We start from the raw sequence: 12,213 nt of genomic DNA on the forward strand, positions 1-12,213 counted from the left end.
TCTTCCGATCTGACCGGCGGGGCCGCGGCCGCGGGGGCCCGGCGGCGGGCGGCGCCGCGTGCCTGCCCGCGGCGCGCTCGGCGGCGTGGGCGCGCATCAGCTCGGCACGCAGCCTCTCGCGGAACTCCGGCCTCGGGTCGCCGCTCAGCCGGGAGCGCAGGCCCACCAGGCGCGCGACGGCCCCCCGGGTGCGGGCCGGCGGCTTACGGCGGAACGGACCCCGGTGGCCGGGGACGCCGCGGGTGCGGCTCTTCGACCCGCCGCCCGCCCGGCGCGAGGGTCGCCACCAGCCCATCACCGCTCCCGCCATCCCCCGCTTGACGCCCGGCGGAGATCCGCGCGCTGAGCCGCTGGGAGGCGTTCGCCGCCTCCCGGCCGGCCCGCGGACCCCGCCTGAAGATCCGACCTGTCACATGCCCAACGATGGGGTATGGGTAATGGTTACGGGGATCTCAGCCGAGATCGTCGGGAAGCGCCCGGGCGAGCGCCTTGATCGCCCGGAACTGCAGCGCCTTGATCGCCCCGGACTTCTTGCCCATGATCTTCGCCGTCTCGGCGAGCGACATCCCGTGCAGGAAGCGCAGGATCACGCATTCCTGCTGCTCCGCGCCGAGTTGCTTGATCGCCTGCATGACCCGCTCGTTGACCATGTTCGCGACGACCGCGTTCTCGGGGATGTGCGGGCCGTCCAGGGGCGTGTCGAGTATCTCGGCGGTGGTCACCTCAAGACGGTTGCGGCCCGACTTGAAGTGGTCGGTGACGAGGTTGCGGGCGATCGTGACCAGCCAGGCGCCGAAGTCGCGGCCCTGCCAGGTGAACTCGGCGATGCCCCGCAGCGCCCGCAGGAACGTCTCGCTCGTCAGGTCCTCGGCCAGCGCGTGGCTGCCGACCCGGAAGTAGACGTACCGGTAGACCAGCTCCAGGTAGTGGTCGTAGAGCATGCCGAACGCCTCGCTGTCGCCGGTCTTGGCGCGCAGCACGAGGCTTCGCATCTCGTCGTACTCGTGCTCGCGGTCGGAGAGACCGGCGGAGCGTGCGGATTGCGCTGCTCCTGCGGCGGCCGGAGGGGACAGCCCGGCCAACGGCCACGTATTCGGCATCCGTTATCCCATGGGGGAAGGGGAGTCGGCGTGCTCGAACACTCTAGAAATCAACGGGAGATAACACAATCCGTTCGGGTGGAGGAATCGCGTTCGGGTGAGGAGACGCGGGTGGTGACATTCCCGTACAGGGCGACCGGCTACCGGTGATGAGCCGATGTCCGGCAGCATGGGTGCCACCATGGAAGTCCTCGTCGCACTCCTCGCGTTCGCCGGCGCCCTGCTCGCCGGCATCACCACCGGCGTCCTCGTCGGGCGTCTCCGTGACGAGCCGGCCGGTTGGCTGATCGCGTGGAGCATCGCCACGGGCGCGCTGGCGTTGTCGCTCGGCGCCATCGCCGTCGGTCACCTCACCGGTTTCGGACCCGTGACGTTCCGGGCGTACCAGATCACCGGGTCGCTGCTGGCGCCGCTGTGGCTGACGATCGGCGTCATCCAGCTCCTGTCGGAGAAGGGCGGCGCCCGCTTCGCCGGCTGGCTCCTCGGCGCCGCGCTCACCGTCGTGGGCACGGTCATCATGGTGCTCGACCCCGTCGTCACCGCCGGGTTCGGCAAGTCGCTGCCCGACGGGCCGGCCCACTGGGACCTGTGGCCGGAGTGGCTGCTGCGGGGCGTCCACGGCCTGGTGGTCTTCCTGCTCCTGCTCTGCCTCGCCATGGCGCTGCTGGCCTGGCGTGACGGCGACGACTACGACGTCGACAACATGAACGCGACCGTCGTGCTCGCCCCGGCGGGCATGGCGATCTCGGGCGTACTCGAATTCGGGCTCCCGGGGCTGGTCGTCGTCGTGGTGCTGGCCGCCTCCGCCGGCGGCGTCTGGTACGCCGTGGCCCGTCCGCTCGCGCCGTACGACGACGAGGACGAGGACGACGAGGCTCCCGAGGAGGAGTGGCAGGGACGGCGCGGCGGCCGGGCCGACAACGCCCTGCGCGCCGAGACCCGTGTGCCCTCCGCGCCCTCCGGGCCGCCCGCGCCGCCGCGCGGGGCTGGAGGCCGCTCCGCAGGGCCCGGCGCGGTTCCGCCAGGGGTTCCCGGAGCGCGGGGTGTGCCGGGAGCGGCCGGGGGGCCGGGAGCGCCGCGCCGATCCGGGCTCGGCGACCTGGTGGCCGAATACCGGGCGGGGGAGCAGGGCGAGGTCGACTACGCCGCCCGCATGCGGCCCTCCGACGGCCGCCCGTCCGCCGACGACTTCGGCGGGCCCGCGACCGGCCAGCTTCTCGCCGCCGACCAGTACGGCCAGCCCCACCGGCCCGAGTACGGCATGCCCGCGGCGTCTCCGGCCGAGCCCGACCGGGCGATGCCCGCCACGGGGGCCCTCTACCCCGGGGCGGAGGTCCCCGACCCGGCCGACCTCGCGGCGAGCTTCGGCGTGGGGTTCGGCGGCAGGTCCCGGCCGCCCATGAACCGCCCGGGCGACGGGCAGGGGGACCGGCCGGCGGGCCGGCCCGCCGGTCAGGGGGGCTCGGTGAAGCCGGCCCCCGGCATCTACGGCCTGCTGACCGTCTTCACGCTGCTCGACGGCTCGGGCGAGGCGTTCGACAAACTGGCCGAGGAGACGGTGGAGGCCGTCCAGCGCAACGAACCCGACACGCTGCTGTTCGTCTGCCACGGCGTCAAGTCGGCGCCGCTCCAGCGCATCGTCTACGAGCTCTACCGGGACGAGGTGGGCTACGGCGAGCACCAGCGCCAGCCGCACATGGAGCGGTTCGCGACCGAGCGGGTGAGGTACGTGCTGGCGGCCAACGTCATCGAGCTCAGCGTCAACGCCGCCAAGGTGGTCCCCCTCCCCACCCGCCAGATCCTGTGACCCCTCCCGGACGGGGTCAGCGGGTGAGGGCCTCGCGGAGCCGGTTCTCGTTCACCCGCCAGTAGTCGTGCTGCACGCCGTCGATCAGCACGACGGGGATCATCTCCCAGTACTCCGCCTGGTCCTCGGGCGAGGCGGTGATGTCGCGTTCCTCCCAGGGAACGCCCAGCTCCGCGGCCACGCGCTCGATCACCGCGCGGGCGTCGTCGCACAGATGGCAGCCGGGCTTGCCGAGCAGTGTGATCCGGTGATCTCGAGGAGCCATGCTCTCGATTATTGCGATCCTCGTGGCCCGGAATGGAGACCGGCGTCCCCTCCTGCGACCCTTGGAACGTGGGAGCAGCGCACGATCACTTTGTGCATCGCTTCACAAAGGCACTAACCTGGTATTCATCCGTCGCATCCGCTGTGCGGCCGGGGGCGTAACCGGCCGTCCGTCCCCCTGGAGCCCCGGCAAGTGATCCGCCGTATCCCGCAGGCCCGCGACCGCGGCATTCCCGACGCCACGGTGGCGAGGTTGCCGCTCTATCTGCGCGCGCTCAACGGGATGGCCGAGCGCGGCACGGCGACGGTGAGCTCGGAGGACCTGGCGCTCGCCGCCGGGGTGAACTCCGCCAAGCTCCGCAAGGACCTGTCGCACCTCGGGTCATACGGCACCCGGGGCGTGGGCTACGACGTGCAGTACCTCATCTACCAGATATCGCGTGAGCTTGGTCTCACTCAGGACTGGGCAGTGGCCATCGTGGGCGTGGGAAACCTCGGCCGGGCGCTGGCCAACTACGGCGGGTTCGCCTCCCGCGGGTTCCGGATCGCCGGCCTGCTCGACGCGGATCCGCACGTCGTGGGCGACCGGATCGCCGGTCTCGTCGTCGAGCACACGGACGAGCTGGAGTCGGTGATCCAGAAGCGCGGGGTGTCGATCGTGGTGATCGCCACCCCCGCCACGGCGGCGCAGCAGGTTTGCGACCGTGTCATCGCGGCCGGTGTCACCAGTATTTTGAACTTCGCCCCCGTCGTCCTGGCTGTGCCTGACGGCGTGGACGTCCGTAAAGTCGATTTATCCATCGAACTGCAGATACTTGCGTTCCACGAGCAGCGCAAGGCTAATGGAGGGCCCATCATGGCCGAGGAGTGGCCGGACGGGGTGGTCATGTGAGTGAGCCATCGATCGGAGCGAGCTCATGAGTGTCCTCGTCGTCGGCCTGAGCCACCGGACCACACCGGTCGCGCTGCTCGAACGTGTCACGGTCAGCGGGGACGCGCTCGTCAAGCTGCTGCACGACGTGCAGGCGGACGAGAACGTGTCCGAGGCGCTGGTCGTCTCGACGTGCAACCGCGTCGAGGTCTACGCCGTCGTCGACCGTTTCCACGGCGGCGTCACCGCGGTGACGAACATGCTCGCCGCGCACTCGGGCCTCCCGCAGGAGATGCTCGCGCGGCACCTGTACGTGCACTACGAGGACCGCGCGGTCCAGCACCTGTTCACCGTCGCCTGCGGGCTCGACTCCATGGTGATCGGCGAGGGGCAGATCCTCGGCCAGATCCGCGGCGCGCTGCGCCTGGCGCAGGAGGAGGGCACGGCCGGGACCACGCTCAACGAGCTGGCCCAGCACGCGCTGCGCGTGGGCAAGCGCGCGCACGCCGACACAAGCATCGACCGCGCCGGCGCGTCCCTGGTCGGGGTGGGGCTGACGCTCGCCGAGCGGGTGCTCGGCCCGATCACCGGCCGGCGCGCCCTGGTCGTGGGCGCGGGCTCGATGAGCTCGCTGTCCACCGCGACGCTGTCCCGCGCGGGCGTGACCGACGTCGTCATCGCCAACCGCACCCGCGAGCGGGCAGAACGGCTCGCCGAGACGGTCGGCGGCCGGGCCGCAGACCTGGCCGACGTCCCCGCCGAGCTGGCGGAGGCCGACCTGGTCATCTCCTGCATCGGCGCCGGGACCCGCACCGTCACCCCCGAGATGATCGGGGACCGCGAGCGCCCGCTGTTCCTCCTCGACCTCGCGCTGCCGCACGACGTGGACCCCGGCGTACGGGCCCTGCCCGGCGTGACGCTGGTCGACCTGAAGTCGATGCAGCAGGACGGCGTGGGCGACGTCTCCGACGGCGGCCGGGCCGAGGCGATCTGCGAGGTCAGGCGCATCGTGGCCGAGGAGGTCACCGCCTACCTCGACGCGGCGCGCGCCGCGCTCGTCACCCCGACGGTCGTGGCCCTGCGCAGCAAGGCCGCCGGGGTCGTCGAGGCCGAGATGGGCCGGCTGCTGTCCCGCCTGCCGGACATCGACGGGCGGATGCGCGACGAGATCACCCAGACTGTGCGGCGGGTCGTGGACAAGCTGCTCCACGAACCGACCGTACGGGTCAAGCGGCTGGCCGCCTCACCGGGCGGCGACCAGTACGCGGAGGCGCTGCGCGAGCTGTTCGGCCTCGACCCGAAGACGCCCGATGCCGTTGCGAGCCTGGAGGTGGAACAGTGACCGTCCCCCTGCGGCTCGGCACCCGCAAGAGCCTGATGGCGACCTCGCAGTCGCAGATCGTCGCCGACCGGCTGACCGCGCTGACCGGCCGGGAGGTGGAGCTGGTCGGGGTCACCACGTTCGGTGACGTGTCCCGGGCCCATCTGACCCAGCTCGGCGGCACCGGCGTGTTCGTGAACGACCTGCGCGGCAGGCTGCTCGCGGGCGAGGTCGACTTCGCGGTCCACTCGCTGAAGGACCTGCCGACCAAGCCGGACGAGCGGATCGCGATGGCGGCGATCACGCGGCGGGACGACCCGCGCGACGCGCTCGTCGGCCCGGTCAAGCTGCACGACCTGCCCGCCGGGGCCCGCATCGGCACCGGCTCGCCGCGCCGGGTGGCCCAGCTGCGGCTGCTCCGGCCGGATCTCGAGTACGTCCCCATCAGGGGCAACGCGGAGACCCGCATCGGCAAGGTGACGTCGGGCGAGCTCGACGCCATCGTGCTGGCCGCCGCAGGGCTGGTCAGGATCCGCCGCGACGGGGAGATCGCCCAGGTGTTCGAGGTCGACGAGATGCTGCCCGCTCCCGGGCAGGGTGCCCTCGCCGTCGAGTGCCTGTCCGACCGCGACGACCTCATCGAGCTGCTGAACGCCGTCGACGACCCGCCGACGCGGGCCGCGGTGGACGCCGAGCGCTCGGTGCTCGCCGCCCTCGAGGCCGGTTGCGCGGCCCCGGTAGGTGCTTTCGCCTCCGGTGACGGGCACATTCTCAATCTGACCGCCACCGTCGTCGGCGTCGACGGCGCACGGTCGGTGCGCAAGTCCACCTCCGGACCCACTTCGACGGCCGTGGAGATGGGCCGCGATCTCGCGGCAGCCATGATCGCCGAGGGGGCCGACACGTTGATGGGGGAGCAGGCCCGTTGAGCCCCGCGAATCACAGCACTCAGACCCGGTCCGGGTTCGTCGCCTTCGTCGGCGCCGGCCCCGGTGACGAGAACCTGCTCACGTTGCGCGGCGCCGACCTGCTGGGCAGAGCGGACGTCGTCGTGCTCGACCGGCAGGCGTACGGCGCGCTGCTGCGCCACTGCCGCGAGGACGCGGAGGTCGTCGACATCTCCGCCGACGCGGCGGAGAACTCGGTGTCGCTGAAGACCATCCAGGCCGCCAAGGCGGGCCGCACGGTCGTGCGGCTGTGCTCGGGCGACCCGTCCTTCTTCTCCTCGGTCACCGACGAGGTGGCCGCCTGCGCCAAGGCGGACGTGGACTTCGAGATCGTGCCGGGCGTGCCGCCCGCCACTGCCGTGCTGACCTACGCCGGCATCCCGCCGGCGGCGTCGGTGCCGGAGTTCCGGATCGTGGACGCCGCGCAGGTGGACGACTGGGCGAAGCACGCCGCGTGCGAGGGCACGCTGGTGATCTACAACGGCGTCGCGGACGCCGTCCCGATCGGCAAGGCGCTGATCGCCGGCGGCAAGCCCGACTCGACACCGGTGGCGGTGACCAGCGACGGCACGACCACCGAGCAGTACACGGTGGTCTCCACGCTCGGGCGGCTCGGTCCCGACCTCAAGCACGCCGGGATGACCGAGCCCGCGCTCATCGTGGTCGGCGACGCGGTCGGCATGCGCGAGCGCCTGTCCTGGTTCGAGACCAAGTCGCTGTTCGGCTGGCGGGTCCTCGTGCCGCGCACCAAGGAGCAGTCCAAGGGCCTGTCGGAGCAGCTGCGCTCGTACGGCGCGGTGCCCGAGGAGGTGCCGACGATCTCCGTCGAGCCGCCGCGCACGCCGCAGCAGATGGACCGCGCCATCAAGGGCCTGGTCACGGGCCGCTACGAGTGGGTCGCCTTCACCAGCGCCAACGCGGTCAAGGCGGTGCGCGAGAAGTTCGAGGAGTACGGCCTGGACGCCCGGGCCTTCGCCGGGCTCAAGGTCGCCGCCGTGGGCGAGGCCACCTCGCGGGCGCTGGTGGAGTTCGGCGTGAAGCCCGACCTCATGCCGACGGGCGAGCAGTCGTCCGAGGGCCTGCTGGCCGAGTGGCCGCCGTACGACTCGATGCTCGACCCGATCAACCGGGTGCTGCTGCCGCGGGCCGACATCGCGACCGAGACGCTGGTGGCGGGCCTGACCCAGCTCGGCTGGGAGTGCGACGACGTGACGGCCTACCGGACCGTGCGCGCCGCGCCGCCGCCGGCCCCGATTCGCGAGGCGATCAAGGGCGGCGGGTTCGACGCCGTGCTGTTCACCTCGTCCTCGACCGTGCGGAACCTCGTCGGCATCGCCGGCAAGCCGCACAACGTCACGGTGATCGCGGTCATCGGGCCGCAGACGGCCAAGACGGCCGAGGAGTTCGGCCTGCGGGTCGACGTGATGGCCGACCACCCGTCCGCTTCGGCTCTCGCGGCCGCGCTGGCGGACTACGGTGCGAAGATGCGGCACGCCGCGGTCTCGGCGGGCGAGGTGCCCCGCCGGCCGTCCCAGATGCGCAGGGGCGCACGACGGCGCGTGAAATGAACCAGATCGCGTACGGCCCGCGGGAGACGATCCCGCGGGCCGGCGCGATCACGAGCGGGGAGACCATTGTGAACGCCCAATACCCGGTGGCACGGCCCCGGCGGCTGCGCCGTACCGCCGCGATGCGCCGGATGGTCGCGGGGACGCGGCTGCACCCGGCCGAGCTCATCCTGCCGATGTTCGTCAAGGAGGGCATCGCCGAGCCGCAGCCGGTGAGCTCCATGCCCGGGGTCGTCCAGCACACCCGCGAGTCGCTGCGCAAGGCGGCCCACGAGGCGGCCGAGGCCGGCGTGGGCGGGATCATGCTGTTCGGGATCCCGGCGCACAAGGACGCCCGGGGCTCCGGCGCCGACGACCCCGACGGCATCGTCCAGGTGGCGCTGCGCGACCTCGCCTCCGACCTGGGCGACGCGCTCGTGCTGATGACCGACACCTGCCTGGACGAGTACACCGACCACGGCCACTGCGGCCTGCTGACGGCCGACGGCGAGGTGGACAACGACGCGACGCTGGAGCGGTACGCGTCGGCCGCGGTCGCGCAGGCGGTGGCCGGCAGCAGGATGATCGCGCCGAGCGGCATGATGGACGGCCAGGTGGGCGCCATCCGCGCGGCCCTCGACGCCGAGGGCTTCGCCGAGGTCCCGATCATGGCGTACGCCGCCAAGTACGCCTCCGGGTTCTACGGGCCGTTCCGCGACGCCGCGGAGTGCGCGCCGCAGTTCGGCGACCGCAGCGCCTACCAGCAGGACCCGGCCGGCCCGATCGGCGAGGCGCTGCGCGAGGTGCGCCTCGACCTGGCCGAGGGCGCGGACGCCGTCATGGTCAAGCCGGCCCTGGCATATCTGGACATCCTGCGGCAGGTGCGCGACACCGTGGAGGTGCCGGTCGCGGCCTACCAGGTCAGTGGCGAGTACGCGATGGTCGAGGCGGCCGCGGCCAACGGCTGGATCGACCGGGAGCGAGTGATCATGGAATCGCTGATCGCGATCCGCCGCGCCGGAGCCGGCATGATCCTCACCTACTGGGCCACCGAGGTCGCCCGCGGACTATCCTGACACCTCATCAGGGGGGTCCTGCCGCGCCGCGACCGGCCAGAAGGCATTATCAGGTACGTACCGCGTGCATCTTGCGTATCCGCAGGAGGGCGGCGGGGACGCTTGTGGGGAGGAGCGCCATGGTGGGGGTACCGCTGGCCCGACGTGCGAAACGGCGTGCGCATCACGCGCCGCGGAAGTTGACGTCGGTGCTCGAATACGCACAACTGGGCTGGGCGAGCTGTATGGGCGCGCATCCGCTGAGCGAGGGGGGCAGGGCGTGCTCCTGTGACCGGGTCGGCTGTCCCGACCCCGGGATGCACCCGCTGTCGCCCGCGTGGCAGATGCAGGCCACGACGGACACCGCGCTGCTCACGCGGTGGTGGAAGCAGGATCCGGACGCGAACGTGATCCTGCCCACCGGCAGGGTGTTCGACGTGTTCGACGTACCGGCCTCGGCGGGCCGTCCCGCCCTGGCCGCGATGGACGCCGCAGGCTTCGACACGGGCCCGGTCGCCGAGAACGGCGACCGGGTGCTTTTTTTCGTGGCCACGCGAGGGGCGCCCGAGGACGAGGACGAGTGGTGGTCCTGCAGCCTGGACGCGGGACCCGAGACGATCGACAGCACGCCGGGACTGCGCTGGCACTGCCGGGACAGCTACGTGCTCGCGCCGCCGTCCACCACGCCCGTGGGCGGGGTCGTGAGCTGGATCAGGCCCCCTGACGGCCGTCCGCTGCCCGACCCGCTGCGCGTGCTCGACCTGCTCGCCGACTTCTGCGAGTAGTTCCCGGTACGGGCCCCGGACCGGATGGCCCGTAATCTGGAGGGCGTGACTCGCACGCAGACCTCCGAGGACCTGTTCGACCGCGCCCGCCGGATCGTTCCCGGCGGCGTCAACTCGCCGGTGCGCGCCTTCGGCGCCGTGGGCGGCACGCCCCGCTTCATGGCCTCCGGCGAGGGGCCGTACATCACCGACGTGGACGGCAACCGCTACGTCGACCTCGTGTGCTCCTGGGGCCCGATGATCCTCGGCCACCGCCACCCCGCCGTCGTGGCGGCCCTGGAGGAGGCCGTCGCGCGCGGCTTCTCGTTCGGCACCGCGACCGAGGGAGAGGTCCTGCTCGCCGAGGAGATCGTCTCCCGGGTGGCCCCCGTCGAGAAGGTCCGCCTGGTCAGCTCCGGCACCGAGGCGACCATGTCCGCCGTACGGCTGGCCCGCGGGTTCACCGGGCGGGCGAAGGTCGTGAAGTTCGCCGGCTGCTACCACGGGCACGTGGACGCGCTGCTGGCCTCGGCCGGGTCCGGGGTCGTCACCTTCGGCCTGCCCGACACCCCCGGCGTCACCGGCGCCTCGGCCGCCGACACGATCGTCCTGCCGTACAACTCGGTGGAGGCGGTCGAGGAGGCGTTCCGCAGTTTCGAGATCGCCTGCGTGATCACCGAGGCGTGCCCGGCCAACATGGGCGTGGTGCCGCCCGCCGAGGGCTTCAACCGTCGCCTGCGCGAGCTGTGCACCGAGCACGGCGCGCTGCTGATCATCGACGAGGTGCTGACCGGGTTCCGCGTGTCCGCCTCCGGCTGGTACGGCATCGACCCCGTCGAGGCCGACCTCATGACGTTCGGCAAGGTCATGGGTGGCGGGCTGCCCGCCGCCGCGTTCGGCGGCCGGGCGGAGGTCATGGCCGCGCTCGCCCCCGAGGGGCCCGTCTACCAGGCCGGCACGCTGTCGGGCAACCCGCTCGCCTGCGCGGCCGGGCTGGCCACGCTGCGCGCCTGCGACGACGACGCGTACGACCGGATCGACGCGTCCGCCCTGGTCATCGGCCGGGCCGCCTCCGACGCGCTGGCCGCCGCCGGGGTCCCGCACCGCCTCCAGCGGGCCGGGAACCTCTTCTCGATCTTCTTCACCGACACCCCGGTCACCGACTTCGACTCCGCGCGCACCCAGAACGCCGACGCGTACCGCGCGTTCTTCCACAGCATGCTCGACCAGGGCGTCTATCTGCCGCCGTCGGCGTACGAGGCGTGGTTCCTGTCGGCCGCCCACGACGACGCGGCGCTCACGCAGGTGGCCGAGGCCCTGCCCCTGGCCGCCAAGGCCGCCGCTCAGGCCGCCGGCGTCTGAGTCACTTCAGCCTCGTGCTCGGCGTCCGACGGGCGCCGAGCACGAGGAGCAGCGAAGCCGCCGTCAGCGCCAGGCCGTACCAGACGACACTCGTGACGGCCCAGGTGGTCGACGAACAGCCCGCCGAAAAGCGCCCCGAGCGCGATGGACGTGTTGTAGGCCATGGTGTTGAGCGACATCGCGGCTCCGAAGGTGCCGGGCGCGGCGGCCTGGGTGATGTGGCGGGCGTGCGGCGTGAGGTGCCCTTCGAGGTGTCGTCCGCCGGGTTCATGGTCGATCTGGTGCGTCAGGGGCTCGGCGTGGGCATGCTGCCGGCCGCGTACGCGCCGCGCTTTCCCGACCTGCGTGTGATCCGTCTTCGCGACGCTCCGACGCGGGTGGAGCACCTGGTCTGGGGAGACCGGCCGTCGCCGGCGGCCACGGCCTTCCTCGAGCTGCTACGCGCCGATCAGGCGGAAAGCGGCTGAGCCTCCCGAATGGCGCCGCCTTCCGGGCCTCACTTCACCAGCTGATCGAGATCCACCTCGACGGGGAAGGGCACCTGTACCGCCAGGCGCCCGTGGTGGATCCCGGTCGGCGTGTACGCGCCCGTGGCGGGGTCCCGTTCGTACACGTAGACGACGGGACGCTCGTCGTTCTCCTCCACCCGCCAGAAGTGCGGGATGCCCGCCTCGGCGTACCGCAGCGGCTTGAGCTTGCGATCGCGTTCCACCGACTCCGGGGAGACGATCTCGATCACGAGATGGACCTCTCGCGCCCGGTAAAAAGTGCGTGCATTGTCCGCTGCGGCCTCGGCGTCGATGACCATCACATCCGAGCAGGGCCGCGTCCGTTCCCCCAGCTTGACGTCCATCTGCTGAACGGCTGCCAAGTGCGTGGGGGCCTCCGCGTCGAGCCGTTCTGTCAAGCCGCGGATGAGCCGCTCGTGGAACCGCCGCTGGGGGGACATGAAGACGAGTGCTCCATCGATCAGTTCGACGTGTTTGAAGAAGTCGGGCTCGCCGTTCGGGCCCTCATAGGGCAGATGATCGAGGTCGTCCGCGGTCCACCCCCAGGGAGGCGGCGCCGGCCAGTACTCGAGTGCGCTGCTCACGTCGTGCACTTCAGTGTCATCCTCGTCACTCACGGTAGCCGTTCCACTCAATCTCGTGACCCTTACCCATTCTCTCCCGATT

General features: G+C 71.9%; 13 protein-coding genes. 9 read left to right on the plus strand and 4 right to left on the minus strand.

The features are described 5' to 3' along the window. Positions 1 to 295: hypothetical protein (locus tag HHX41_RS19060; protein ID WP_220504236.1), on the minus strand; the 295-nt coding region annotated here is incomplete at its 3' end. Between the two features lie 157 nt (positions 296 to 452). Further along, entirely contained in the window at positions 453 to 1,100 is a 648-nt protein-coding gene (locus HHX41_RS19065; protein WP_169980934.1) for a sigma-70 family RNA polymerase sigma factor, read from the minus strand. A gap of 181 nt (positions 1,101 to 1,281) precedes the next feature. Between HHX41_RS19065 and HHX41_RS19070 the strand changes: the two genes are divergently transcribed. Further along, positions 1,282 to 2,907, plus strand: a complete 1,626-nt coding sequence (locus HHX41_RS19070; protein WP_182907072.1) for a hypothetical protein — start codon at positions 1,282 to 1,284, stop codon at positions 2,905 to 2,907. A 16-nt stretch (positions 2,908 to 2,923) separates the two neighbouring features. Here the strand turns inward: HHX41_RS19070 and HHX41_RS19075 are convergent, their stop codons facing one another. Further along, on the minus strand, positions 2,924 to 3,172 hold the full coding sequence (locus HHX41_RS19075) for a glutaredoxin family protein (protein WP_169980938.1): 249 nt from the start codon (positions 3,170 to 3,172) through the stop codon (positions 2,924 to 2,926). Positions 3,173 to 3,364: 192 nt separating this feature from the next. On the opposite strand from HHX41_RS19075, the gene HHX41_RS19080 reads away from it, so the two are divergent. From HHX41_RS19080 to HHX41_RS19115, 8 genes are all read left to right on the plus strand, one after another. After that, positions 3,365 to 4,063 carry a redox-sensing transcriptional repressor Rex gene (locus tag HHX41_RS19080; RefSeq protein ID WP_169980940.1) on the plus strand — a complete coding sequence of 233 codons (699 nt, stop codon included), beginning with the start codon at positions 3,365 to 3,367 and terminating at the stop codon, positions 4,061 to 4,063. Positions 4,064 to 4,088: 25 nt separating this feature from the next. Beyond that, on the plus strand, positions 4,089 to 5,384 hold the full coding sequence (locus HHX41_RS19085) for a glutamyl-tRNA reductase (RefSeq protein ID WP_169980942.1): 1,296 nt from the start codon (positions 4,089 to 4,091) through the stop codon (positions 5,382 to 5,384). Positions 5,385 to 5,419: 35 nt separating this feature from the next. Continuing rightward, positions 5,420 to 6,292, plus strand: coding sequence for a hydroxymethylbilane synthase (gene hemC / locus HHX41_RS19090; RefSeq protein ID WP_211591782.1), 873 nt, complete (start codon positions 5,420 to 5,422; stop codon positions 6,290 to 6,292). Beyond that, positions 6,289 to 7,878, plus strand: a complete 1,590-nt coding sequence (locus HHX41_RS19095) for a uroporphyrinogen-III synthase (protein WP_169980945.1) — start codon at positions 6,289 to 6,291, stop codon at positions 7,876 to 7,878. Before hemC ends, HHX41_RS19095 begins: the two co-directional genes overlap by 4 nt. Before the next feature lie 68 nt (positions 7,879 to 7,946). Then, a complete protein-coding gene (hemB, locus tag HHX41_RS19100) occupies positions 7,947 to 8,933 on the plus strand; it encodes a porphobilinogen synthase (RefSeq protein WP_182907271.1) in 987 nt (328 codons plus the stop codon). A 119-nt stretch (positions 8,934 to 9,052) separates the two neighbouring features. Then, on the plus strand, positions 9,053 to 9,697 hold the full coding sequence (locus tag HHX41_RS19105) for a bifunctional DNA primase/polymerase (RefSeq protein WP_169980947.1): 645 nt from the start codon (positions 9,053 to 9,055) through the stop codon (positions 9,695 to 9,697). Between the two features lie 24 nt (positions 9,698 to 9,721). Further along, the gene (gene hemL / locus HHX41_RS19110) at positions 9,722 to 11,038 is read left to right on the plus strand and encodes a glutamate-1-semialdehyde 2,1-aminomutase (protein ID WP_182907073.1); all 1,317 of its coding nucleotides are present in this window, start codon (positions 9,722 to 9,724) and stop codon (positions 11,036 to 11,038) included. Between the two features lie 92 nt (positions 11,039 to 11,130). Then, positions 11,131 to 11,505, plus strand: coding sequence for a LysR substrate-binding domain-containing protein (locus HHX41_RS19115; RefSeq protein WP_182907074.1), 375 nt, complete (start codon positions 11,131 to 11,133; stop codon positions 11,503 to 11,505). Between the two features lie 29 nt (positions 11,506 to 11,534). Here HHX41_RS19115 and HHX41_RS19120 read toward each other — a convergent pair whose 3' ends face one another. Beyond that, positions 11,535 to 12,131: a Uma2 family endonuclease gene (locus tag HHX41_RS19120; protein ID WP_310742064.1), complete on the minus strand. Its 597-nt coding sequence runs from the start codon at positions 12,129 to 12,131 to the stop codon at positions 11,535 to 11,537. Positions 12,132 to 12,213 lie beyond the last annotated feature (82 nt).

This window comes from Microbispora sp. H13382 (assembly GCF_014161445.1).
Taxonomy (GTDB): domain Bacteria; phylum Actinomycetota; class Actinomycetes; order Streptosporangiales; family Streptosporangiaceae; genus Microbispora.